The sequence below is a fragment of the Polaromonas sp. UC242_47 genome, assembly GCF_044452385.1.
GTDB lineage: Bacteria > Pseudomonadota > Gammaproteobacteria > Burkholderiales > Burkholderiaceae_C > Polaromonas.
On sequence record NZ_JBIOAO010000001.1, the window covers coordinates 885,729 to 909,717 of the forward strand.

Consider the following 23,989-nt stretch of genomic DNA (forward strand, 5'->3'; position numbering starts at 1 on the left):
ACCCGTTTTTATCTTAAACCCCAGGAGACAACACCATGAAACGCTTCACGCTTCTCGTCCTCAGCCTGCTGGCCATGGGCGGCGCGCTGGCCCAGGGCTATCCCAGCAAACCCATCAAGTTTCTCGTGCCTTTCACGGCCGGCAGCGGCACCGACCTGATTGCCCGCAGCATCGCCGACACCATGAGCAAAAGCATGGGCCAGCCCATCGTGATCGAAAACAAGCCGGGCGCCGGCGGCACCATTGCGGCCGGCCAGGTCGCCAAGGGAGAGCCCGACGGTTACACCGTGCTGGTGCATTCTTCGGGCCATGCCCTGAACCCGGCGATTTACAGCACCATCGGTTACGACACGCTCAAGGACCTGACCGGCATCACGCCGCTGGCGGCTCTGCCCAATGTGCTGGTGGTGAATCCGGCCAAGGGCTGGAAGTCCCTGGCCGATCTGGTTGCGGCCGCCAAGGCCAAGCCGGGCCAGCTCAACTACGCGTCGGCAGGGGTGGGCAGCGCCACCCACCTCAATGCGGAAAAATTTCGCCTGCAGGCCGGCATTGATGCCCTGCATGTGCCTTACAAAGGCACACCGGAAGCCATGACCAATGTCATAGGCGGCAGCAACGACTGGTTTTTTGCACCGCTGGCCTCGGCCCTGCCGCTGGTGAAAGACGGCAAGCTGCAGGCGCTGGCAGTCAGCACGCCGAACCGTTCGCCGTCGCTGCCGCAGGTGCCAACCACGGTCGAGGCCGGTGTGCCGGGTTCGGACTACACCTTCTGGGTTGGCATGATTGTGGCCAGCGCCACGCCCGCGCCTGTGCTCAAACGCCTGCACGAAGAAGCGATCAAGGCCATGGCCAACCCCGAGGTCAAGGAACGCATGAACAAGCTGGGCGCCGACCCTTTTCCGATGTCGGTCGAGGCTTTTAATGCCTTTATCAAGACCGAGGTCGAGGCCGCCGCGCGGATTGCCAAGGCGGCCAATCTCAAGGGTCAGTGATGAGCGTGCTGCATGTCGTCGGCGTGGGCAAGATGGGTCTGCCCATGGCCCAACATCTGCAGGCGGCCGGTCATGTGGTGACGGTCAGCGACCCCAGCGCGGAACGCCTGCAGCTCGCGCGCCGGCAAGGCCTGGCGGTGACGGACGATGTGGATGCCGCCCTGGGACGGGCCGAGGTGGTCTTGTCTTCGCTGCCCCACGATGCGGCCTTGCGCCAGGTGGCGGCCCAGGTCGCGCGCACCGTCCGGCGCGGTTCGGTGTATGTGGACACCAGCACGGTGTCGCAAGCGGTTTCTGCCGAAGCCGACCAAGTGCTGGCGGCGGCCGGTGTGTTGTATCTGCGCTGCACGGTGTCGGGCAACAACAAGATGGCCGAAGCGGCGCAGCTCACGGTGATGGTCTCGGGGCCGCGTGTCGCCTATGACGCGGTGTTGCCCCTGCTCAAGCTGTTCGGGCCGCAGCAGTTTTATCTGGGCGAAGCCGAACAGGCGCGCCTGATGAAACTGGTGGTCAACCTGATGATTGCGCAGACCAGCGCCATGCTGGCCGAAGCCCTGACTTTGGGCCGCAAGGGCGGACTCAACTGGCAGGACATGTGGCAGGTGCTGGCTGCCAGTGCGGTGGCCTCGCCCATCGTCAAGGCCAAGGCCCAGCAACTGAGCCAGCGCGACTTCACACCCACCTTCACGGTGGTGCAGATGATCAAGGACCTGAGTTTGATTCTGGACGCCGGCCAGGCCGCGCAGGTACCGCTGCTACAAACCGCGCTGACCCGGCAACTGATGGTTGCGGCCCTGGCCCAGGGGGATGGCCAGGACGACTATGCGGCCCTCATCAAAACCGTCGAGCGCAGCGCCGGTTTGGCAACTGATTTATAAGTGAAGCCATGAAAAACTTTATCTACAACGGCCAGGCGGGCCGGGTGGTGTTTGGGGCTGGCAGCCTGCAACATCTGGGCCGCGAAATCGATGCACTGGGGGCGCGCAAGGCGCTGGTCTTGTCCACCCCCGAGCAGCGCACCTCGGCTGAAATGATCGCCGACCTGCTGGGGCCGCGTGCCGTCGGGGTGTTTGACCGCGCAGTCATGCATGTGCCGATCGAAACCGCGCGGGAAGCGCGGGAACTGGCCCGCCGACTTGGCGCCGACTGCGCGGTCGCCATAGGCGGCGGCTCCACCACCGGGCTGGGCAAAGCCATTGCGCTGGACTCGGGCCTGCCCATTCTGGCCATTCCCACGACTTACGCCGGCTCGGAGATGACCACGGTGTACGGCATCACCGAAGCCGGCCTGAAAAAAACCGGCAAGGACAGCCGGGTGTTGCCGCGCACCGTGATTTACGACCCCGAGCTGACCCTGAGCCTGCCGGTGCGCATGAGTGTCAGCAGCGGCATCAACGCGATTGCCCATGCCACCGAAGGCCTGTACGGGGTGGACAGCAACCCCATCATGGATTTGATGGCCAAGAGGGGATTGCCGCCATCGGACGGGCGCTGCCAGCTATCAAAAACGTAGCGACTGACATTGACGCCCGCAGCAGCGCCCTGTACGGCGCCTGGCTTTGCGGCATCGTGATGAGCAATGTCGGCATGGCCTTGCACCACAAGTTGTGCCACACCCTGGGCGGCAGCTTCAACCTGCCACATGCCGAAACCCATACCGTGGTGCTGCCGCATGCGCTGGCCTACAACGCGGCTGCGGCGCCCGCGGCCATGCAGGCCATCGCCGCCGCATTGGGCGGCCCAAGCGCGGCGCAGGCGGTGTTTGACCTGGCGAAAAACAACGGCGCGCCGGTGGCCTTGCGCGACATCGGCATGCAGGAGGCCGATCTGGACAAGGCCTGCGACATGGCCATGCAAAACCAGTACCCCAATCCGCGTCCGCTGGAACGGACGGCGATACGCCAGTTGTTGCAGGATGCGTTTGAAGGGGCACGGCCGCAGGTGTAGGGCAGGTGGGTGACCACTACACTTGGGTCTTAACAATCGACCCTTGAATGTAGTGATGGATATTATTTTTCTGCTGCTGGTACTGGCGGCTTTTGCTGTTTTTCGACTCAAATCCAAAGACCAGGGCCGGCGTATCGCCTTGCTGGGCCGCCACCTGAGTCAACACCAGATCGAAAAACTGATGGAAAGCCTGACCGACGGTTATCTGCGCGCGCTGGGTGAAAAAGACGCTGAGCGCCAGACACAAATCTGGAATCTGCTGGCCACTTCCGAGCAGGCCTTGTGTGAGCAGTTTGATCGTTTTGTAGCCGATTTTTCCAAAGTGGATGCCGCCGATGCCCGCGTGAGCAAGCTGGCCGTGGCCATTCCTTTTGCCGACAAGCTGTTTCCCGCCGCCACCTTTGATTTGCGCCAGGCCCTGGCCATCCATGCCCAGGGCATACATCGTGCGGTGAACAACGAGGCGCAGCGTTCGCCCAAAAACAAGGCCTTCACTGTGTCGGCTGAATTGTTTTTGATGCAGCACACCTGCCACTGGTACTGCCGCTCCAAAACCGTGGCCTCCGCGCGTATGCTGGCCCGGCACAAGACCGCGTATGTGCAGCTGCTGGCCTCTGTGGACCCCGAGACCCGCCAGGCTTATGGCGCCCTTGTTGGTTCCTGAACACGGCACCCGCAAAAGGCCGCACTGCGCGACCTGTTTGCGCCCGCAAAGTGCCTGCATCTGCCCATGGATCACACCGCTGGTACATCAGGTCGAGGTCTTGATCCTGCAACACCCGCTGGAGGTGGACAACGCCAAGGGCACAGCGCGCCTGCTGCAGCTGAGCCTGCCACACAGCCGGTTGCTGATAGGCGAGGTGTTTGACCCGCAACTGTTAACGGACAGCCCGAAACACCAGCTGTTGCTTTACCCCGAGACCGCGAACGAGCAGGCGCTGGGCCTGCCGGCACCGCCGGTGCTGGATCCGGCGTGTTTGTCGGATCCCACGCAGCTGCGCCTGATCGTGCTGGACGGCACCTGGCGCAAAAGCCGCAAAATTTTGTACCTCAACCCGCTGTTGCAACAACTGCCGCGCTTGTCGCTGCGGGACATGCCGGCGTCCCATTACCGGATTCGCCGCGCCCAGGCGCCGGATCAGCTCTCCACGCTGGAGGCCACCTGCGCCGCGCTGGCCCAACTGGAAGGGGATGCGGAAAAATTCCAGCCGCTGCTGGCCGCGTTTGACGGTTTTGTGGCGCAGCAGCTGGCTTACCGGCCGACCTACACCTGAGGCGAAGGCCGCTGCGGGCCTGGTTTGTGTATCAAATCGGCCTCCAGCCCAGAAGGGACGGGCGCAAGAAGCTATTGAATTGGTAGCGACCGGGCAAGCCACCCGGTGCCGGCGCGGTCAATACACGCCAAAACGCCCGGTCCACTTGCGCTCGTAATTCATTTTCTCGAAGTGTTCGGCCACAAAATCAATAAAGGTGCGCACCTTGGCCGACAGGTGTTTGCGGCTGGGGTAGGCCAGGTTGATGGTCAGGCGCGGCAGGTCCCATTCATCCAGCACCGGCACCAGGCGGCCGGCCACGATGTCGTTGTACAGGATGTAGCTGGGTTGCACCAGAATGCCCAGGCCGTCCAGGGCCGCGCTGCGCAGGATCTGGCCGTCGTTGGATTCCAGCAAACCCTTGACCGTGACCGTGGTGGTTTCGCCGTCCCGCGTGAAACGCAACTCGTTCGGGTTGTTGGCGTAGGTGTAGATCAGCAGCTTGTGGCGCTGCAGGTCTTCCAGCGTTTTCGGAAAACCGTGCTGCGCAAAATAACGCGGCGATGCCGCCAGGATGCGCCGGGTTTCGGCCAGACGGCGTATGGTGATGTTGGAGTCGGGTTCGACCTCGCGGGTGCGTATCGCCACATCGATGTTGTTGTCGATGATGTCCAGGTAGCGGTTGGCGGCCTCGATATGCACGGTCACATTGGGGTAACGCTGTGTGTATTCGCGCAGCAGCGGCGCCACGTGGTGCAGCGAAAACGACAAGGAGGCCGTGATGCGCAACATGCCGGTCGGGTTCAGCGCCGTGGCGTTGACCGCGGACTCCGCGTCCTTTAGGTCGGCGAGTATGCCTTTGGCGCGGCTGAAAAACTCCTGGCCGGTGTCGGTGAGGTAGAGCCGGCGGGTGTTGCGCTCCACCAGCCGCGCGCCCAGGCGTTCTTCCAGCGCCGACAAATGGCGGCTGGCGGCGGCGTTCGAGAGCGCCAGGCTTTCGGCGGCGCGGCTCAGGCTGCCGGTTTCCGCCACCTGCACAAACAGTTCGATTTCAGTCCAGCGATCCACGCCCGGTCTCCTGCATGCTTGATGCGATGTGTTGTTGGCTGCCCGCATTGTGGCGCGGCAGCCGCGCCCTTTTTTCCACCGCGTGGAAAAGTCATTTGCGCCAGCGCGCTTTTCCAAATTGTCGCCGCCACCTACATTTACAACCAAGAGAGCTAACCCGAAGGAATGTATGGACCCCCACGCTCACATTGGTGCGTTGCTCCCCGAGGGGGTATCAGCCTTCTTGGCGGCGGCTCGGCTAAAGGCCTGCTCATGCGCAACCTGAACCAGGACACCATCACCCAGGCCGTGCTTGCGCGTTTTGCCGGCACGCCTGATGCCCGCCTGAAAGAACTCATGACCAGCCTGGTGCAACACCTGCATGCGTTTGCGCGCGAGGTCAAACTGACCGAGGCCGAGTGGCTGGCCGGCATTGAGTTTTTGACCGCCACCGGCCAGAAATGCGACGACAAACGCCAGGAATTTATTTTGCTCAGCGACACCTTGGGCCTGTCCATGCTGACCGTCACCATGAACAACGACAAACCCCCCGGCTGTACCGAGGCCACGGTGTTTGGCCCCTTTCATGTGGACGGTGCGCCGCATTACGAACACGGCGCGGACGTGGCCAACGGCGCGGCCGGCGAGCCCTGCCTGGTGCGGGGCCGGGTGTTGGGCCTGGGCGGCGAGGCGGTGGCCGGCGCCGTGATCGAGGTCTGGCAGGCCGATGCCGAAGGCAACTACGACGTGCAATACCCCGATCTGCACAAACACCAGGCGCGTGGTGTGCTGGCCTCTGGCGCCGACGGCCGTTTTCACTTCAAGACCATCGTGGCCGAGGCTTATCCGATTCCGGTGGATGGGCCGGTGGGCGACATGTTGCGTGCCACGAAGCGCCATCCCTGGCGGCCGGCGCACCTGCATTTCATGATCAAGGCGCCGGGTTATGAAACGCTGGTCACGCATGTGTTTCGCAACGGCGACAACTACCTGGACTCTGACGCCGTGTTCGGCGTGCGCCAGTCGCTGGTGGCCGACTGGGTGAAACAGCCGGACGGGGTGTATCACCTCGACTTCGACTTTGTCCTCAACCCGGACACGAAGCCGTGAGCCCTGGCTTGGTACCAGCCGGGTACGCCGCATGATCAAACACATCGTCATGTGGAACCTGCGCGGCGACACGCCGGCGGAAAAAGCCCAGGGCATGGACCTGCTCAAACGCAGCTTCGAGTCGTTGCGCGGACGTGTTCCGGGGCTGATACATCTGGAGATCGGGGTCGATACCAGCGCTGTCGACTATGCCTGCGATGTGGTCTTGTATTCGGAATTCGAAACCCAGGCCGCACTCGATGGCTATGCCAATCACCCCGAACACATACGTATCAAGCAGGAACTGGCGGACCTGCGTATCGCGCGCCACCAGGTGGACTACGAAGTGCCCGCGCTTGACCAGCCAGCGCCAAAAAATCAACAAAAGGAGACGGTTAATGAATGAACACATGGAAAACGAACTGCTGATCCGCCAGATGCTGGAGCGCTGGGCGGTCTGGCGCGACGCTGGCGACTGGGAACGTTTTGCCAGCGTCTGGCACCCGGACGGGGTGATGATGGCCACCTGGTTCCAGGGGCCGTTCAGGGATTTCATTCGTGTCACGCGTGAAGGCTGGGACAAGGGTGTGAGCATCCTGCATTTTCTCGGCGGGTCGGCCGTCGAGGTGGCGGGCGACCGTGCGATTGCGCAGACCAAGATGACCATCTCGCAGCGCGGCATGGTGGAAGGCGTCTTGTGTGACGTGGTCTGCACCGGCCGTTTCTACGATTTTGTGCAAAAACATGAAGGCCAGTGGAAGCTGCTGCACCGCCAGCCGATTTACGAAAAAGACCGCATCGACCCTGTGGATGCCTCCGCCAGCCTGGCGCTGGACCCGCAGGCGCTGGCCGGCTTCCCCGAGGGTTACCGCCACCTGGCCTACATCCAGACGCGTATTGGCTACACCGTCAAGCTGGACATGCCCATGCTCAAGGGGCCTGTGGTGGACGAGCTGTACCAACGTGGCACGCGCTGGCTGGCCGGCGGCGTGCTGGAGCGGTGATCGCCATGAACACCGCTGCCTTTTCCTGGACAACGTTTCGTGCGCCCCGGTCGTTGGCTGTGGCTTTGGGCCTCGTCGCTGCGACCTGTTGCACGCTGGTCCAGGCGCAAACCAACAGCTACCCCAACAAGGTGGTCAAGGTCATTGTTCCGCAACCGCCGGGTGGTGGTTTCGACTTTGTCGGCCGCCTGCTGGCCGAGCGTATGGGCAAACAAATGGGGCAGAGTTTCATCGTCGAGAACAAGCCCGGCTCGGGCACGCTGGTGGGTACCGACTTCGTGGCCAAATCCGTGCCCGATGGTTACACCCTGCTGGTCGGGTCGGTGTCCAACCTGGCGCTGAACCCCGGCCTGTACCGCAACCTGCCTTACGACAGCCTGAAAGACTTTGAGCCGCTCGGACTGGCCGTGGCTTACAGCTACACCTTGATGGCGCGCAAGGACTTGCCGTTAGCCTCGCTGAAAGAGGTGGTGGCCTATGCCAAGGCCAATCCGGGCAAGCTGACTTATGCCTCGGCCGGCAACGGCTCCGGCCAGCATGTGTTGCCGGCGGCCTTGTGGCACCTGGCGGGGGTGCAGATCACCCATGTGCCTTATCGCGGCGCGCAGGCCGCCTACCAGGACTTGCTGGGTGGCCGGGTGGATTTGTTTTTTGACCTGTCACCCACGGCGCGTGTGCAGGTTGATGCTGGCACCGTCAAGGCCCTGGCCGTGTCGGGCGGGGCGCGCAACCCCATGCACCCCGAGGTGCCCACGGTGCAGGAAACCGGCGTGGCCGCGCTGGAGCTGGAGTCCTGGTTTGGTTACTTTGCGCCGGCCAAAACACCGCCTGAGATACTCAGCCGCCTGCGTACCGAGCTGGCCCAGGTGATTGCCGCGCCCGACGTGGGTGACACCTTCCGCAAAGCCGGTGGCAAACCCATGAGCTTGAACGCCGGTGACACCCGGGCGCTGGTGCAGCGCGACGTACAGCGCTGGACCCAGCTGATCCGCGACGCCGATATCAAGGCGGAATAAATCTCCATTTTTTAACTGTTGATAAAAAAGTAAACCCATGAAAATTTCCCCAGAGTGCCTGGACCAGTTGTTCCTCAAGGCGCGCACCGCCAACGGATTCCTCGACAAGCCCGTGGCCTTGTCCCTGCTGCGCGAGGTGTATGACATCGCGAAGATGGGCGCCACGTCCATGAACACGCAGCCGACCCGGTATGTTTTTCTGGTGTCACCGACATCGCGTGCGCGCCTGTTGCCGGCGCTGTCGCCCGGCAATCTGGACAAGACGCGGGATGCGCCGGTCACCGTGATTGTGGCCAACGACACCCAGTTTTACGAACACATGCCCCAGGTCTGGCACAAGCCGGGTGCCAAGGAAAACTTCGAAGGCAATCCCGGCTTGGCACAAGGCACGGCGACCCGTAACGGCACGCTGGGCGGCGCTTATTTCATGACTGCGGCGCGGGCCCTGGGCCTGGACTGCGGCCCCATGAGCGGCGTGGACCTGGCCAAGGTGAATGCCGAGTTTTTCCCCGACGGCCGGCTACAGGCCAACTTCCTGATCAACCTCGGATACGGCGACGATGACAAGTTGTTTGAGCGCAACCCGCGGCTGTCTTTTGAGCAGGCGTGCACGGTCCTGTAAATCAGCGCAGACATCATCCGATCTGGCCTGCGGCCCGGCGGATGATGTCTGCAAAATGCTTGAGCGTGGGCGAGCGTGTGGCGCCCTTTTGCCAGAGCAGGCCAGGTGTGCGTATGGGCACCGGGTCCTCCAGCGGTACGGCACGCAAGTCGCTCGAAGGTGTCACGGCGGTCTCGCCGAAGATGCCGGCCAGATCCGTCTGCCGGATCAGCTCGAACATGGGCCAGATCGAGTTGAGTTGCGCCACCACCAGCGGTGTGGCGCCGGCCGCTTCAAAACATTCGTCCAGCAGTTGCCGCGTCAGGTATTCCTTGGGCAGCAGGACCATGCGCACATGATGCAACTCCACCATGCGAACACGCCGCCGTTTCGCCAGCGGGTGCGAGGCCGCCACCACCAGCCGCAATTCTTCGTTGTACAGGGGCTCGAACCACAGGCCCGTGCCGTCGGCCGGACGGTAAGACACGGCCAGGTCCAGCTTGCCCGAAGAAATTCCCCTGGCCAGCATGTCCCCCGACAGTTCTTCCACCACCACCTGGATGTTCGGGTAGTGGTGCAAAAAGGTGGAGACACACAGCGGCACCATGCGGGTGTTGAAGCTGGGCGTGGTGCCCAGGCGAATGGTGCCCGAGAGGAACTCGGCGTCACCGCGCAGCGCCTGCACACCCCGGTCGATTTGTTCCAGCGCCGGTGTCATGTAGGTGCGCAGGATTTCACCGGCCTCGGTCATCCGGATTTTCTTGTTGCTGCGGTCAAACAGCGCGACGCCGAGTTCGTCTTCCATCTGTTTGATCTGGTGCGACAGCGTTGATTGTGTGACGTGCAGCCGCTCGGCGGCGCGCGTGAAATTCAGGGTTTCGGCGATGGCGTCGAAGTAGCGGACATGACGGAGTTCCATGGGAAATGCCTCTGATTTTTATCATTGATGGCATCGATGATAACGGTGGAAATTAATCACTTCCAGGACATGGCATGAACTCCTAGACTCGCATTGCTTTCACATGCCAAGCCCCCGGGGCGAACGATTAAAAAGGAGACAAGAGATGGCGCAACTCGAAGCACAAGACCTGGCCCAAGCCGTGGTGGAACGTATGGCGGACTGCCCCGACGCGCGGTTCAAACAGGTGATGACCTCTCTCGTGAAACACGCCCATGCCTTTGTGCAGGACGTGCAGCTCACGCCCGACGAATGGATGACCGCCATCCAGTTTCTGACGGCCACCGGCAAGATGTGTGATGAAAAACGCCAGGAGTTCATCCTGCTGTCGGACACCCTGGGCCTGTCCATGCTGGTGGTCGCCATCGACCAGGCCAAAGGCGCCGCCGCGCACCAGGCCCGCGTTGGTGTCGATGCGCCTACCGAGGCGACAGTGCAAGGTCCCTTTTACTGGGAAGGTGCACCGGAACTGGAACTGGGCGCCGACATCGCCGAAGGCCAATCCGGCGAGCCCTGTTATTACCACGGCCGGGTGACCGACCTGGCCGGCAAGCCGCTGGTTCACTGCGCGGTGGACGTGTGGTCGGGTGATGGCGAAGGTTTTTACGACATGCAAAAAGGCGAAGACGCCGGCATGGCCTTGCGTGCGCGTTTTTACACGGATGCTGAGGGCAACTACCGTTTCTGGTCCATCAAGCCGGCGTTTTATCCCGTGCCCGCCGACGGCCCGGTCGGCGGCATGTTGCACCGCATGGGGCGTCACCCGAACCGGCCTGGCCACATGCACATGATGCTGCAGGCACCTGGGCATGAGCGCCTGACCACACACATTTTTGTCTCCGACAGTCCTTACATCGACTCCGACGCGGTCTTCGGCGTGCGCAACAGCCTGATCGTCGACTTTGATTCACACCCTGCAGGCCCGGCCCCGGGCGGCCGGGTGATGGACACACCTTTTCACAGCGCCAGGTACGACTTCCGCTTGGTCGCCAGCGCCTGAACCCACCCCATTGACTGGAGAACTCACTTGAAAATTGGCAAGGCCACCGTGCCCCGTTCTGCAATTTGCACCTCGAACGAAAACACCATTGTTGTTCGTGGCGCCGATCTGGCCCAGGACTTGATCGGACAGATCAACTTCGGCGACTATTTTTTCCTGCTGGTCACCGGCCGACGCGCCGATGCCGCGACCAGTGCCGTGTTAAATGCCACGCTGGTGGCGATTGCCGAACATGGCCTGGTGCCCAGCGTGCAGGCCGCACGCATGACGCTGGCGGCCGCGCCTGACGCCATGCAGGGGGCGGTGGCCGCCGGCATCCTGGGCTCGGGCTCGGTGATCCTGGGCGCATCCGAAACCGCCGGCCGGCTCTACCTGGAAGTGGAGAAGGAAGCGGCAAACCACCAGGGCGATTTGCGGGCCGCAGCCCGCGTGGTTATCACCGCCCTGCGAGCGCGCAAGCAGCCGATCGCCGGTTATGGCCATCCCGAACACAAGGCCCGTGACCCGCGTGTGGGCAAACTTTTCGAGGTGTCGGTGAAGGCCGGTGGCGGTCAGCGTTATGTCGAGATCGCGCAGGCCGTGGAGGCCGTCATTCCCGAGGTCGTTGGCAAGGAACTCAAGCTGAATGTGTCGGGCGCCATCCCTGCCGTGTTGCTGGGTGTGGGTTTCCCGGTCAATGCACTCAAGGGGGTGCCCATGCTGGCGCGCACGGCCAGCCTGATCGCCCACCTCAACGAAGAACTCAGCGACCCCATCGGTTTTGCCTTGTCCTACCAGGCCACACGCGATCAGCAATACACCGGCACGTTGCCGGCGGAGCGCCAGGCATGAGCAAAGTCCTCCAGGGCGTGCGTGTGGTCGAACACGGCACCTTCATCACCGGGCCGGCGGCGTCCATGCTGCTGGCCGACCTGGGCGCCGACGTGGTCAAGGTTGAACTGCCGGGAACGGGTGATCCTTTCCGTGCCTTCAAGGGTGGCCTGTACAGCCCGCATTTCCAGACCTACAACCGCAACAAACGCAGCCTCACGCTCAACACCAAACAGGCCGAGGACCTGGTGCAGTTCGACGCGCTGATCCGCGAGGCCGATGTGTACATCCAGAACTTTCGTCCCGGTGTGGCCGAGCAGATAGGTGCCGGCGAAGAACGTTTGCGGGCGATCAATCCCAAGCTGATTTATTGCGCCATCAGCGGTTTTGGCGCGACCGGCCCGGCCGCGCACAGACCGAGTTATGACACGGTGGCCCAGGCCGCCAGTGGTTACCTGCGCTTGCTGGTGAATCCGGCGAACCCACGAGTGGTGGGGCCGGCGATTGCCGACGCGGTGACCGGTTATTACGCGGCCTACGGCATTCTGGGCGCATTGCACGAACGCCACGCCACCGGTGTGGGCCGCAAGGTGGAAGTTTCCATGTTCGAGGCCATGGCGCATTTCAACCTCGATGCCTTCACGCACTTGTTTGCTGTGGACGAAGTCATGGGGCCGTTCAGCCGCCCCAGCGTCTCGCAGTCCTATGTTTTGCAGTGTTCGGATGGCAAGTGGATTGCGCTGCATATGTCTTCGCCCGAAAAATTCTGGCAAGGCCTGGCCACCGCCATGGAACGCGCCGACATTTTTGAAGACGAACGGTTTGCCAGCCGGCTGGCACGTATCGAACACCAGGAAGAGCTGATGCAGGTCTTGGGCGGTATCTTCCGCCTGCGGGATCGCGCCGATTGGTGCCGACGGCTGGAAGCCAACGATGTGCCGCATGCCCCCATGTACACCACGGCCGAGGTGCCCGAAGACCCGCAGGCCAAACACCTGCAGTTGTTTGTCGAAACCCGGCATCCGGTGACCGGCTCCTTCCGCACCGTGCGTTCACCGGTGTCCTTTGACGGCGAGCGGGCCCTGGACGTCACCGCACCGCCGCTGCTGGGCGAACACAACGCCGAATTACGTGCCGGCTGGTCCGAACGCGCCGCCCCTCTCGCTTCCACGGAAATCAATACATGAACACCTCACCACTTGTCATCCGCGGCCGTTTGACACGTCTCACCGCCTGGGTGCTGGGCGCCGGTATCCTGGCCCTGGGTTCCACGGCCGTTGTTGCGCAGGACTACCCCACACGGCCCATCAAACTTGTTGTTCCGTTTGGTCCGGGCACTTCGACGGACATCATTTCGCGTGTGATGGCGGAAGCCCTGGCCAAACCCCTGGGCCAGAGCGTGATCGTGGAGAACCGCGCAGGCGCGGGTGGCGTCATCGGTTCCGACCTGGTGGCCAAGTCGCCGGCTGACGGTTACACCATCGTCATGGGCACGGTGGGCACCCATGCGATCAACGCGACCTTGTACAAAAAACTGCCTTACGACCCGCTCAAGGACTTTGCACCCGTGGCGTTTGCCGGTTACACGCCGACCATGCTGGTGGTGGCCGCCAACTCGCCGCTGAAAACCGTGAAAGATCTGGCCGTGCAGGCCGGCAAACCGGGCGGTGTGAGTTTCGCCTCGGCCGGCAACGGCACCTCGGGCCACCTGGCCGGTGAGTTGCTCAAGGCCAGGCTGGGCGGCGACATGGTGCACGTGCCTTACAAGGAGGGCGGTCTGGCCATGTCCGACGTGATGGCCGGTCAGGTGCAGTTCATGTTTTACCACCCGGCGGCCGTGTTGCCACAGATCAAGGCGGGCAAGCTGCGCGCCCTGGGCGCATCCAGTGCAAAACGCAGCGCTGCCGCGCCGGATGTGCCCTCGATTGCGGAGCAGGGTTATGGCGATTTCGACCTTGTGGCCTGGTTCATGCTCTACGCGCCGTCCGGCACGCCTGCAGCGGTTCTTGCACGGCTGCGCGATGCCGCCAGCCAGGCCATGGCCAGCGCCGATGTGGTCGCCCGACTGGGTGCGCAAGGCCTGGAACTGCGCAGCATGAAGCCCGAGGAGATGACGGCCTTTGGCCGCACCGAAATTTCGAAATGGTCCGATCTGGTCAAGCGTTCAGGCGCCCAGGTGGATTGAGTCTTTGAACAAACGATCGATACCCGACATGACCCACAGACGCAAACTCCTGGCCGCAGCGGGTGCCACCGCCCTGGGCGCCGTCCTGCCCCGCATGGCCGCCGCCCAGGGCACCGCCCCATTCCCCAGCAAGCCGATTCGCATCATCATTCCGTACGCGCCAGGCGGCACCACAGACATCGTCGGCCGGCGCATGGGCCAGCGCCTGTCCGACATCCTCGGCCAGCCGGTGATCATCGACAACCGCACCGGTGCCAACACGGCCATCGGGGCCGATGCGGCGGCCAAGTCGCCGGCCGACGGCCATACCCTGTTGTTCACCAACGATGCTACCTTTGTGCTCAACCCCGTGTTGTTTCCCGCGCTGTCTTACAACGTGCAGCGTGATTTTCTGCCGGTGGCCCCCGTCACCTATGTGCCGCTCGTCCTGGTTGTGAATGCCAGCACGCCGGCCAAGGACATGAAGGAACTGGCGGCCTACGCCACATCGCGCAAGGACCTGGGTTATGGCTCTTTTGGCGCGGGCAGCCAGCCACACCTCATGGGGGAGATGTTCAAGCGCCTGACCGGTGCCGACCTGGTCCACGTGGCCTACAAGGGGGCCGGTCCCGCGGTGACCGACGTCATGGGTGGTCAGGTGCTTTTTACCTTCCCGGCGTTTCCCACCATCCAGGGCCACATCGCCTCGGGCAAGCTCAAGGTGCTCGGCGTGAGCGGCGACAAACGTCTGGCCCTGTTGCCCGCGGTGCCGACCTTTGCCGAGGCCGGTTTCAAGGACATGGACATCGGCGCCTGGTACGGTTTTCTTGCGCCCGCCGGCACACCGCACGAGGTGATTACCAAGCTGAATACGGCGGTCAACACCATTCTGGCGAACCGGGACTTTGTCGAGAAAAACCTGAGCAGCCAGGGCATGGCGCCCATGCGTTCCACGCCGGAGCAGATGGGGGCATTGATCCGGAGCGAGACCGAACGCATGACGGCGATCGTGAAGAAGTCGGGCGCAAAGGTGGAGTAGTTCCGTGCGGCGTTTGCGCGCCATGAAACGTGCCATGAGAAGGCCGTGCAAGGCCGGGCCGGTGAAGCGACGAAGACGCAGACCGGTCCGTGTCTCGATTTTTCTGCAGTAAGCGTATCCATAAATCAACAGGAGACAAACCATGAAATTCTTGACATCGCTTCTCACCACGGCGGCAGCCAGTGCGGCGTTGCTTGCCGCCATGCCGGCGGCTGCGCAGGCGCCGGCACCCGTGCGCATCGGCAGCACCTTGGCCTTGACCGGGCCGCTGGCCACCACGGCTTTGACACACAAGCTGGTGGGCGAGATTTATGTGGAGCAGCTCAATGCCAAGGGCGGCCTGCTGGGCCGCAAGGTCGAATGGATACTGAAGGACGACCAGTCCAAGCCGGAGCTGGCCCGTACCCTGTATGAACAACTGGTGACCTCGGACAAGGTGGACCTGTTGATGGGCCCTTATGCGACGGGCGCGATTCTTTCGGCCATGGGTGTGGCCCAGCGTTACAACAAGGTGCTGGTGCATCACACCTTCGGCATTCCGTCGCTGTCCAAGTACGACATGGCATTTCCTGCCTGGTCGCTGGGCTCTGAGCCTGGCACCACGGTGCCGAACTCGGTGTTCGACGCCCTGGCCGCTGCGCCCAAGCCGCCCAAGACCGTCGCCTTCGTGACCAGCAAGTTTCCGTCTATCCACTTCATGTCCCTAGGTGCCCGGGACGTTGCCAAAAAACGGGGCTTGCAGGAAGTGTTGTTTCTCGAATGGGATTTCGGCAACCGCGATTTCGGACCGATTGCTGCGCGTGTCAAGGATGCCAAGCCCGACCTGGTCTGGATCGGTGACATCGGTCTGGAGGGCAACATGCTGCTCGACGCGATGAAAAAAATCGACTATGTGCCGCCGCTTCATTTCCACACCTATCCCGCACCTGGCCCTATGACCAAGTCGCCCGATGGCAAAAATGCACTGTCGCTGACCATCTTTGAAGAACATGCGCCTTTCACCGCCAATCCCGTGGCGGCCGACTTTGTCAAGTTGTTCAACGAACGCGCCACCAAGGCCAAGCTGCCCGACACCTCGGTGGAAGTGCAGGCCGCCGCCTCCTACTCGGCCTGGCAGATCCTGGAGGCCGGTGTGCGCGGCGCCAACAGTTTTGATGACAAGGCCATTGCCGCCTGGTTGCGCAAGAACCGGGTGGACACCATCCACGGTCGCCTGCGTTTCGACGGCCCTGGCAACTACGGCGACGACTTGATGAAGATCAAACAGGTCCAGAACGGCAAGTGGGTGGTGATCCATCCGGCGCAGTTCGCCCCGGCTGGCGCGAAGCTGCAAGTCAATTAACGCCGCGAGCCGCCCATGAGTTTTCCGAGTTTCAACCTGCTCGCCCAGTCCATCCTCTCGGGGATATTCATAGGCGGCCTCTACGGCCTGATCGGTCTCGGGCTGGGCCTGACCTGGGGCCTGCTGCGCCAGATCAACCTGGCCCACTTCGGCCTGGTGTTCCTGGCCGCCTACATGAGTTACCACATGGCCACGGTCTGGCAGGTGGACCCGCTGCTCACGCTGCTGGTCTTGCCGCCGCTGTTTTTTGTGTTCGGTGTGGGCATGCAATGGGTGTTGTCGCGTTTTGCGATTTCACCTTTCAATTCGCTGCTGGTCACCTTCGGCATCACGGTGGTGATGGAAAGTGTGATCCAGGCGATCTGGACCGCCGACTTTCGCCGACTGGAAACGCATTACAACGACCAGAAATTCACCCTCGGCTCGCTCTATCTGCCCGTGCCCGAGCTGGTGACGCTGGGCATGGCGGTCAGCCTGTCGCTGCTGATCTGGGCCGCCATGCGTTACACCGATCTCGGCAAGGCCTTGCGTGCCATGGCCGAGGACGGGCCGATTGCCTCGGCCTTCGGCATCAACCAGAAAGGCATGTCGCTGATGCTGGCGGGCATTTGTGCGGCGCTGGCGGCGGTGGCCGGCATCTGCCTGGCACTGACTTTCACGTTGACGCCTTCGCAGATTTTTGCCTGGGTCGGTGTGGTTTTCGCCGCGGTCATGCTGGGTGGCCTGGGCAGTGCCCTCGGCCCGCTGGTGGCCGGCATCATTATTGGTGTGAGCGAAGCCATCACCATGGCCGTGGCCGCGCCTTCGTGGGCTCCTATCGTGTCGTTCTCGCTGCTGATTGTGATGCTGCTGTTTCGCCCGGGAAAACTATGACCTCCACACTCACCACCTCGCGTGTTGCGCTGCCCCCCGAAGAAGGGCTTCCCTCTGTTTCGGGTGGCCGGACCGGCAGGGCCATGAATAAAACCGTCATCGGCATTCTGGCCGCGGGCGCCTTGCTGGCCAGCGTGCCCTGGCTGGGCGTGCCGGCTTTTTACGAATCTTTTCTCTACCTGATCTGTCACTGGATGATCCTGGCCCTGTCCTGGAACATGCTGTCGGGTTATTCGGGCTACTTCTCCTTCGGCCATGGCGCGTTTTTCGGCATAGGCATGTACACCTCAGCCGGTCTGGCGGCCAACCTGAACTGGCCTTTTCTCTGGACCCTGCCCGCGGCGGCCCTGCTGGCGGCCTTGCTGGGCATGGCCCTGGGCGCCGTGGTGTTTCGCGTCAAGTCGGTGCGCGGCGAGTTGTTTGCCTTGCTGACCTTGGCCATCACCTTTGTGGTGGGCACGATTGTGCTCAACACGCGGATTGACGGCGGGCCGGGCATTTACCTCAATGCCGTGGCCGTCCCGCCACTGGGGCCGACGGCGTCGTCGTCGATTTACCTGATGGCCTTGTTAGGCGCCGTGGCGACACTGCTGATCTCCTGGCGCATCCAGGCTTCGCGGCTGGGCCTGGGCCTTTTTGCCATCCATGACGACGAAGACGTGGCCGAAGTAATGGGGGTGCCAACTTTCCGCTACAAGCTGCTGGCCTTCGGCATCTCCTGTGCGCTGGCCGGCCTGGCCGGCGGCATCCATGCCTTGTTTGTCTCTTATGTCACGGCGGGCGAGACTTTCACCATCGTGGTGCCGCTGACCGTGGTGCTCATGAGTGTGCTGGGCGGCACGCGGCATTGGGCCGGGCCGGCGGTGGGCGCCATCGCGATCACCTGCCTGATGTATTTTTTCACGGCGGGCAACCACCCGGTGGCCGGCAAGGCGGCCGTGGGGGTAATCCTGGTGCTGGTGATTCTGTTCATGCCCAACGGCATCCTCGGTTATTTCCTCAAACGCACGGCGGGCAAACGGTCGGTGCCGCCGGTGTTTGCGGCGCAGGCAGCAACCTCGCCCGAGGTCGTGGCGACTGTCTCCAGCGGCAAGGTCCTGCTGGACGTGCGCCAGTTGTCCAAGGCCTTTCGCGGCGTGCAGGCGCTGGACGGCGTAACCCTGCAGGTGCACGAAGGGGAAATCCTCGGTCTGCTGGGCCCCAATGGTTCGGGCAAATCCACGTTTATCAATGTGGTGAGCGGGCATTTCCCGGCCAGCGGCGGGCAGATGTTTTTTGAAGGCCGCCAGCTCGCGGGGCTGGCGGCGCACCAGATCGCGCAGGCTGGCATCGCCCGCACCTACCAGATCCCCAGGCCGTTTGCGCACCTGAGCGTGCTGCAAAACGTCTCCCTGGTGGCAATGTTTGGCGGCGCGGCCCTGAACCAGGCGCAGGCCACGCAGGAGGCCTGGAAGTGGCTGGCCTTCACCGGCCTGCAGGACAAGGCCGATGCCTTGCCCGACGACCTGAACCTGCACCAGCGCAAGTTCCTGGAACTCACGCGGGCGCTGGCCGCGCGGCCGCGCCTGGTGTTGCTGGACGAAGTCTTGTCCGGTCTGACACCCGGTGAAATCAACGAGGCGATTGCGCTGATCCGCAAGATACGCGACCGCGGCGCCACCATCGTGTTTGTCGAACATGTGATGCGGGCCGTGATGGCCTTGGCCGATCGTGTGGCCGTGCTCAACCATGGCAAGTTGATCGCCGTCGGACCGGCGCAGGAGGTCATGAAAAACGCCGACGTGGTCAGCGCCTACCTGGGGACCCCCCATGCTTGAAGTCAACAACATCCTGGTCAACTACGGCGCGGCGCCGGCCTTGTGGGGCGTGACACTCACGGTCCAGCCCGGCGAACTGGTGTGTGTGGTCGGCCCCAACGGCGCCGGCAAAACCACGCTGATCAATGCCATCGCCGGCCTGCACCGCGTGCGTGAAGGCAGTCTGCGTTTTAACGGCAAAGACATCACCCAACTGGCCAGCCACCGCTTTTGTGAAGCGGGCATAGCCATCGTGCCGGAAGGCCGGCGGCTGTTCACGCAGATGACGGTGCTGGACAACCTGGAGCTTGGCAGTTTTATCCCCCAGGCCAAGGCGCACCGCAAGGCCTCGCTGGCGCATGTGCTGGCGCTGTTTCCGGCACTGGAGGCCAAGCTGCAAAGCCCCGCTGGCGCCTTGTCCGGCGGCCAGCAACAAATGGTGGCGCTGGGCCGCGCCCTGATGGCCAGGCCCGGCCTGTTGCTGCTGGACGAACCTTCGCTGGGCCTGGCGCCGGCCATTGTGCTGGACATGTTCCGCGCCATACGCCAGATCAATGCGCAAGGCACCTCGGTGTTGCTGGTGGAGCAAAACGTGGCCATGGCCATGGAGCTGGCCAACCGCGCCTATGTGATGGAAGAAGGGCGCATCGTTGCGGAGGGCCAGGCCAGCGAGTTGCTGACCCGGCCGGAAATCCAGAAGGCCTATCTGGGACTGGAAATGCAGGCGTGAAGCGCGACGGGGCTGCAGCAACACAGTGTTGCTATCAAAAAAGGAGCTTCTTACGCTCGTTGGTAAAGGGCTGGAGGCCTATTTCATGATGAATCATCGATGAACGCTCTGGCCCGCCGACCTTGTGCTGCCAGCAGCGGGCGTCTTGTTCCAGGGCCGATAATCGGCGACTCTCGACTGTTGGCCCGCCTGTTTCTCCTCATTCTGTGACTTTCCCCCTCATTACCGATCCCTTCTTTTATGCCGTGGCGGTGCCCGCCGTGTTGTTGCTGGGGATCAGCAAGAGTGGCTTTGGCGCCGGCTTTGGTTCGCTGGCCGTGCCCATGATGGCGCTGGCCGTGACCGTGCCGCAGGCGGCGGCCATCCTGATGCCGGTGCTGTTGTTGATTGACCTCCTGGGCATGGCCGCGTTTCGCAAGGACTTCGACATGCGGCTGGTGAAGTTCCTCGTGCCCTGCGGCCTGCTGGGCACGGTGATCGGCACCTTGTTGTTCAAGGTTTTGCCGGCCAACACCGTGGCCGGCATCGTCGGTGGCTTCACCTTGTTGTTCCTGGCCCAGCGCCTCCTGTTTCGGCCCCGACCCGACAGTCCACCGCCGCCGCGCTGGCTGGGCGCTTTGTTCACCGTTACTTCGGGCTTCACGAGTTTTATCGCCCATGCCGGCGGCCCGCCGGTCAGCGCTTATGTGATTCCGCTGCGCCTGTCGCCGGTGACCTTTACCGCTTCGCTGGCCTTTTTCTTTTTTGTCATCAACCTGTCCAAGTGGATTCCTTATGCCTGGCTGGGTCTGCTGGATATGCGCAACATGAGCACCTCGCTGGTGTTGCTGCCGCTGGCGCCCATAGGCGTGTGGATAGGGGTGAGGCTGGCCCGACGTATAGACCCGGTGCTGTTTTACCGGATTCTTTATTTCGGCATGTTTCTCACCGGTATCAAGCTGTTGTGGGACGGTGTGCATTAGCCGCCGCTTGGATGATCCGGCGGCTGCCGTTACGATAAGGTCCAAATTCCAGGAGAGTTGTATGCCTGTGGTTGTGATTGCCAATCCGAAAGGCGGCGTCGGTAAAACGACACTGGCCACCAATGTTGCGGGCTATTTCGCCAGCCAGGGCCATGCGGTCATGCTGGGCGATGCCGACCGCCAGCAGTCGTCCCGGCTCTGGCTGGGGCTGCGTTCACCGGCGGCACGGTCCATCGCCACCTGGGACATCAACGCCGACCTGATTGTCAAACCGCCCAAAGGCACAACCCATGTGGTGCTGGACACGCCGGGCGGTCTGCACGGTTGGCGTTTCAACGACGTGGCCAAGCTGGCCGACAAGGTGATCGTGCCGCTGCAGCCCAGTGTGTTCGATATTTTTGCGACCCGGACTTTTTGGACCAGCTGGCCGAACACCGCCGCGCCGGAAAAATGCAGGTCGGCATCATCGGCATGCGGGTGGATGCGCGCACCATTGCCGCCGACAAGCTGCGCAGTTTTGTCGATGGCCTGGGGCTGCCGGTGCTGGGTTATTTGCGTGACACGCAGAACTACATCCACCTGGCGGCGCGTGGGCTAACCTTGTTTGACGTGGCGCCTAGCCGGGTTGAAAAAGACCTGGAGCAATGGGCCGGTATCTGCCGCTGGCTGGACCAGTGATGCGCCGCCGCCGGCTGTCGCTGGCTGGACACGCTGGCCTGCGGCCTCACGTTACAGTCGGCCCATGAAAACCTTCCAGACCCTTTCCGAGCTGGCCGCCTGTGTGGGCCAGGAAGTCGCCGTCAGCGACTGGCTGACCGTCACCCAGGCGCAGGTCAACCTGTTTGCCGAAGCCACCGGCGACCACCAGTGGATTCATGTGGACCCGGAAAAAGCCAAAAGCGGGCCCTTCGGCGCGACTATTGCGCACGGGTTTTTGACCTTGTCGCTGTTGCCCAAGTTTTTTGAGACCTCCCTGGCCATTGTGCAAAGCCGCATGGGTGTGAATTACGGCCTGAACAAGGTGCGTTTCACGGCGCCTGTGCCGGTCGGCAGCCGCTTGCGCGCGCGCATGAAACTGCTGGCCAGCGAGCCGATTGACAACAACGGCGTGCAGATGACCTGGGAAGTGCTGGTCGAGCGGGAAGGTTCGGCCAAACCTGTGTGTATCGCCGAATCGCTGGTGCGGCGTTATCCGTGAATCCCTGAAGCGTTGGAGACCGGGGCTGATCTTCAAACATCCAACAAAAAACCCGCCAGGGCAAGCCGTGGCGGGTTTTTTGTTGGCAGCTGCATTGCTGCAGCGACAGGCTTAAGCGCGGCCGGGAGCAGCGTTGTAAGACACGCCAGCCTGGACGGCTTCGGCACGGACTTCAGCGCGGCTGCGCTCGCCGGCCACAGGGGCGGCTGCGAAAGCCGTGCCACCGTCAACCAGGTTGCTGGCGGTCACGGCGCCGGGCTGGGCAGCCTGGATCTGGGCACGCACTTCAGCACGGGTGGTGTTGCTGGTCAGGGTAGGTTGGATGTCGACGGAGCCGTCGGCGCCAGCGGCGAAAGCACTCACGGACACCAGGCTGGCAGCAGCGATCAGGGCGGAGGCAACAAATTTCGAGTTCATGATGAAAATCCTTTTTAGAAGTTGATAAGACATTTCCGGGCGGGCGGGTATCCAAAACCTCGTCTGTCCAGCCTCGGTGAGTCGCTTACTAAGTGGTTTCGGCTCATCGATGTATGAACTGTACTATTGCCGATGAAGAAGAAAAACAGCGTATGCTTCAATTATTAATTGCCAAATGTGAAACAATAAAGACTTGACTTTGTAGGTATTAACCCTATGGACCGACTTTTATCGATGCGCGCCTTCCAGCAAGTGGTGGATGACGGGGGTTTTGCCGCCGCCGCCCGGACGCTGGACATGTCACCTGCGGTGATGACCCGGCTGATCACCGACCTGGAGGAACACCTGGGCGTGCGCCTGCTGCAGCGCACCACGCGCAAGCTGTCACTGACCGAGGCGGGGCAGTCCTATTTGCAACGGGTGCGGAACATCCTCAACGATGTGGACGAAGCCGAAGCGTCCACCCGCCAGCAAACCACGGAGCTGGCCGGCCTGCTGCGCATACACACCCAGCCGGTGATGGCCGTGCACATTTTGGCGCCGCTGGTGGCCGAGTTCCGACGGCGTTATCCCAAGGTGGTGCTGGACATCACGGTGGACTCGCCGCTGGTGCCGCCGGTGGAAGATTTTGACCTGACGATTCTGGGGGCCGGCGGGCTGTATGACGCCAATGTGGTGGCGCGGCCGGTGATTGTTTCGGAAGGCCTGCTGTGTGCTTCCCCGCGGTATTTGCGCGCGGCCGGAACGCCGCTAAAACCCGAAGACCTGCAAAAACATGCTTTGTTGCGCCTCATGTACACGGGTGCGCGACAGCGCGAGTGGCGGCTGATCAATCCCGACGAGGGCGACCGGGAAGAGGTGGTGGATATCAAGCCGGTGCTGGTGGCCAACCACAGCGACACCTTGCTGCGGGCCACGCTGGACGGCAGCGGTATTTGCGCGCAACCGCTGGACCTGGTCGCGAACTACTTGCGGGACGGGCAACTGCGGCGTGTGCTGGCGCCCTGGATCACCGGACGCTTCACCTTGTACGCGGCCTTGCCCAGCCGCAAATTTGTGCCGACCCGCGCCAAGGTGTTCATGGAGTTCCTGATCGAACAAACGCGCCTGAAGGCGGCCGAGGCCGAGCGAACCTGGCCGTCCCGGCCGACGCTCACGGCCGATCCTGCAGAGAAGACCAACAAAACCGACAAGTCCGCCTAGGCGGCGGACCCTGGCGCGGCGTCCGGTCGCGCCGCGAAGCCGTTTTGTCGCCAGGCCTCAAACACCGTGACAGCCACCGCGTTGGACAGGTTCAGGCTGCGCTGACCGGCCACCATCGGCAAGGTCAGGCGCTGCGCGGGTGCAAAAGCTTCGCGGACCTCGGGCGCCAGGCCGCGGGTCTCAGCGCCAAAAACCAGCCAGTCGCCGGGTAAAAATTGCGCGTCGTGCACCCGCCGCGTGCCGCGGGTGGTCAGGGCAAACAGCCGCAGCGGATCGGGTTGTTCGGTGTCCAGAAAGGTCTGCCAATCGGCGTGGCGCTTGAGCTCGGCATATTCGTGGTAATCCAGCCCGGCGCGCCGCATGTGTTTGTCGTCCATCGAAAAACCCAGCGGCTCCACCAGGTGCAGGCGGCAACCCGTGTTGGCGGCGAGACGGATCACATTGCCGGTATTCGGAGGGATTTCGGGCTCGACTAAAACGATATTGAACATGGGGGGATTGTCGCTGCTGACGGAACCAGAAAGCCTGGGGCCAGGTTTTTCCGCAGG

Annotated in this window: 25 protein-coding genes and 2 pseudogenes; 23 read left to right on the plus strand and 4 right to left on the minus strand. The window is 62.7% G+C overall.

All coding sequences use genetic code 11. The annotated features are described in order from the left end of the window. The first annotated feature begins 35 nt into the window (after positions 1-35). From ACHMXK_RS04325 to ACHMXK_RS04345, 5 genes and pseudogenes are all read left to right on the plus strand, one after another. The gene (locus ACHMXK_RS04325) at positions 36-992 is read left to right on the plus strand and encodes a Bug family tripartite tricarboxylate transporter substrate binding protein (RefSeq protein ID WP_397438003.1); all 957 of its coding nucleotides are present in this window, start codon (positions 36-38) and stop codon (positions 990-992) included. Beyond that, positions 992-1,870 (plus strand): NAD(P)-dependent oxidoreductase, encoded by an 879-nt coding sequence (locus ACHMXK_RS04330; protein WP_397438005.1) that lies wholly within the window; start codon positions 992-994, stop codon positions 1,868-1,870. The genes ACHMXK_RS04325 and ACHMXK_RS04330 overlap by 1 nt, the downstream gene beginning before the upstream one ends. Before the next feature lie 8 nt (positions 1,871-1,878). Then, positions 1,879-2,939, plus strand: a pseudogene (locus tag ACHMXK_RS04335) (maleylacetate reductase). Positions 2,940-2,994: 55 nt separating this feature from the next. Then, positions 2,995-3,603: a hypothetical protein gene (locus ACHMXK_RS04340; RefSeq protein WP_397438007.1), complete on the plus strand. Its 609-nt coding sequence runs from the start codon at positions 2,995-2,997 to the stop codon at positions 3,601-3,603. Beyond that, complete coding sequence (locus ACHMXK_RS04345) at positions 3,581-4,213, plus strand: tRNA-uridine aminocarboxypropyltransferase (protein WP_397438008.1); 633 nt, start codon at positions 3,581-3,583, stop codon at positions 4,211-4,213. Before ACHMXK_RS04340 ends, ACHMXK_RS04345 begins: the two co-directional genes overlap by 23 nt. A gap of 117 nt (positions 4,214-4,330) precedes the next feature. Here ACHMXK_RS04345 and ACHMXK_RS04350 read toward each other — a convergent pair whose 3' ends face one another. Next, a complete protein-coding gene (locus ACHMXK_RS04350) occupies positions 4,331-5,260 on the minus strand; it encodes a LysR family transcriptional regulator (protein ID WP_397438010.1) in 930 nt (309 codons plus the stop codon). A gap of 252 nt (positions 5,261-5,512) precedes the next feature. Between ACHMXK_RS04350 and ACHMXK_RS04355 the strand changes: the two genes are divergently transcribed. The 5 genes from ACHMXK_RS04355 to ACHMXK_RS04375 are packed head-to-tail and all read left to right on the plus strand — an operon-like array spanning position 5,513 to position 8,970. After that, a complete protein-coding gene (locus tag ACHMXK_RS04355; protein WP_397438011.1) occupies positions 5,513-6,349 on the plus strand; it encodes an intradiol ring-cleavage dioxygenase in 837 nt (278 codons plus the stop codon). 31 nt (positions 6,350-6,380) lie between these two features. After that, a complete protein-coding gene (locus tag ACHMXK_RS04360; RefSeq protein ID WP_397438013.1) occupies positions 6,381-6,734 on the plus strand; it encodes a Dabb family protein in 354 nt (117 codons plus the stop codon). Beyond that, positions 6,727-7,332: a nuclear transport factor 2 family protein gene (locus ACHMXK_RS04365; protein ID WP_397438015.1), complete on the plus strand. Its 606-nt coding sequence runs from the start codon at positions 6,727-6,729 to the stop codon at positions 7,330-7,332. The genes ACHMXK_RS04360 and ACHMXK_RS04365 overlap by 8 nt, the downstream gene beginning before the upstream one ends. Positions 7,333-7,337: 5 nt before the next feature. Beyond that, complete coding sequence (locus tag ACHMXK_RS04370; protein ID WP_397438017.1) at positions 7,338-8,348, plus strand: Bug family tripartite tricarboxylate transporter substrate binding protein; 1,011 nt, start codon at positions 7,338-7,340, stop codon at positions 8,346-8,348. 37 nt (positions 8,349-8,385) lie between these two features. After that, a complete protein-coding gene (locus ACHMXK_RS04375; protein ID WP_397438019.1) occupies positions 8,386-8,970 on the plus strand; it encodes a malonic semialdehyde reductase in 585 nt (194 codons plus the stop codon). 13 nt (positions 8,971-8,983) lie between these two features. On the opposite strand, the gene ACHMXK_RS04380 is transcribed toward ACHMXK_RS04375, so the two are convergent. Next, positions 8,984-9,868: a LysR substrate-binding domain-containing protein gene (locus ACHMXK_RS04380; RefSeq protein ID WP_397438020.1), complete on the minus strand. Its 885-nt coding sequence runs from the start codon at positions 9,866-9,868 to the stop codon at positions 8,984-8,986. 145 nt (positions 9,869-10,013) lie between these two features. Here ACHMXK_RS04380 and ACHMXK_RS04385 point away from each other — a divergent pair, with 145 nt between their 5' ends. From ACHMXK_RS04385 to ACHMXK_RS04440, 12 genes and pseudogenes are all read left to right on the plus strand, one after another. Then, on the plus strand, positions 10,014-10,907 hold the full coding sequence (locus ACHMXK_RS04385; protein ID WP_397438022.1) for a dioxygenase: 894 nt from the start codon (positions 10,014-10,016) through the stop codon (positions 10,905-10,907). Positions 10,908-10,934: 27 nt separating this feature from the next. Further along, positions 10,935-11,738: a citryl-CoA lyase gene (locus tag ACHMXK_RS04390; RefSeq protein WP_397438024.1), complete on the plus strand. Its 804-nt coding sequence runs from the start codon at positions 10,935-10,937 to the stop codon at positions 11,736-11,738. Then, the gene (locus ACHMXK_RS04395) at positions 11,735-12,904 is read left to right on the plus strand and encodes a CaiB/BaiF CoA transferase family protein (protein ID WP_397438025.1); all 1,170 of its coding nucleotides are present in this window, start codon (positions 11,735-11,737) and stop codon (positions 12,902-12,904) included. Before ACHMXK_RS04390 ends, ACHMXK_RS04395 begins: the two co-directional genes overlap by 4 nt. Then, positions 12,901-13,902 (plus strand): Bug family tripartite tricarboxylate transporter substrate binding protein, encoded by a 1,002-nt coding sequence (locus ACHMXK_RS04400; RefSeq protein WP_397438027.1) that lies wholly within the window; start codon positions 12,901-12,903, stop codon positions 13,900-13,902. Before ACHMXK_RS04395 ends, ACHMXK_RS04400 begins: the two co-directional genes overlap by 4 nt. 28 nt (positions 13,903-13,930) lie before the next feature. Further along, positions 13,931-14,920, plus strand: a complete 990-nt coding sequence (locus tag ACHMXK_RS04405) for a Bug family tripartite tricarboxylate transporter substrate binding protein (RefSeq protein ID WP_397438029.1) — start codon at positions 13,931-13,933, stop codon at positions 14,918-14,920. A gap of 142 nt (positions 14,921-15,062) precedes the next feature. Next, the gene (locus ACHMXK_RS04410) at positions 15,063-16,262 is read left to right on the plus strand and encodes an amino acid ABC transporter substrate-binding protein (RefSeq protein WP_397438031.1); all 1,200 of its coding nucleotides are present in this window, start codon (positions 15,063-15,065) and stop codon (positions 16,260-16,262) included. A gap of 15 nt (positions 16,263-16,277) precedes the next feature. Continuing rightward, positions 16,278-17,135, plus strand: coding sequence for a branched-chain amino acid ABC transporter permease (locus tag ACHMXK_RS04415; RefSeq protein WP_397438033.1), 858 nt, complete (start codon positions 16,278-16,280; stop codon positions 17,133-17,135). Next, entirely contained in the window at positions 17,132-18,952 is a 1,821-nt protein-coding gene (locus ACHMXK_RS04420; RefSeq protein ID WP_397438035.1) for a branched-chain amino acid ABC transporter ATP-binding protein/permease, read from the plus strand. The genes ACHMXK_RS04415 and ACHMXK_RS04420 overlap by 4 nt, the downstream gene beginning before the upstream one ends. Beyond that, a complete protein-coding gene (locus ACHMXK_RS04425) occupies positions 18,945-19,661 on the plus strand; it encodes an ABC transporter ATP-binding protein (RefSeq protein ID WP_397438037.1) in 717 nt (238 codons plus the stop codon). The genes ACHMXK_RS04420 and ACHMXK_RS04425 overlap by 8 nt, the downstream gene beginning before the upstream one ends. A gap of 206 nt (positions 19,662-19,867) precedes the next feature. Next, positions 19,868-20,623, plus strand: a complete 756-nt coding sequence (locus tag ACHMXK_RS04430) for a sulfite exporter TauE/SafE family protein (RefSeq protein WP_397438039.1) — start codon at positions 19,868-19,870, stop codon at positions 20,621-20,623. Positions 20,624-20,684: 61 nt separating this feature from the next. After that, positions 20,685-21,301: pseudogene (locus ACHMXK_RS04435) on the plus strand (AAA family ATPase). A gap of 64 nt (positions 21,302-21,365) precedes the next feature. Beyond that, complete coding sequence (locus tag ACHMXK_RS04440; RefSeq protein WP_397438041.1) at positions 21,366-21,821, plus strand: MaoC family dehydratase; 456 nt, start codon at positions 21,366-21,368, stop codon at positions 21,819-21,821. A gap of 111 nt (positions 21,822-21,932) precedes the next feature. Here ACHMXK_RS04440 and ACHMXK_RS04445 read toward each other — a convergent pair whose 3' ends face one another. After that, positions 21,933-22,238, minus strand: a complete 306-nt coding sequence (locus ACHMXK_RS04445) for a hypothetical protein (RefSeq protein ID WP_397438043.1) — start codon at positions 22,236-22,238, stop codon at positions 21,933-21,935. A gap of 216 nt (positions 22,239-22,454) precedes the next feature. On the opposite strand from ACHMXK_RS04445, the gene ACHMXK_RS04450 reads away from it, so the two are divergent. After that, positions 22,455-23,441 carry a LysR family transcriptional regulator gene (locus tag ACHMXK_RS04450; RefSeq protein WP_397438045.1) on the plus strand — a complete coding sequence of 329 codons (987 nt, stop codon included), beginning with the start codon at positions 22,455-22,457 and terminating at the stop codon, positions 23,439-23,441. Here ACHMXK_RS04450 and ACHMXK_RS04455 read toward each other — a convergent pair. After that, positions 23,438-23,932 (minus strand): tRNA (cytidine(34)-2'-O)-methyltransferase, encoded by a 495-nt coding sequence (locus ACHMXK_RS04455; protein WP_397438046.1) that lies wholly within the window; start codon positions 23,930-23,932, stop codon positions 23,438-23,440. The two genes, ACHMXK_RS04450 and ACHMXK_RS04455, sit on opposite strands and share 4 nt — an antisense overlap. Positions 23,933-23,989: the final 57 nt, after the last annotated feature.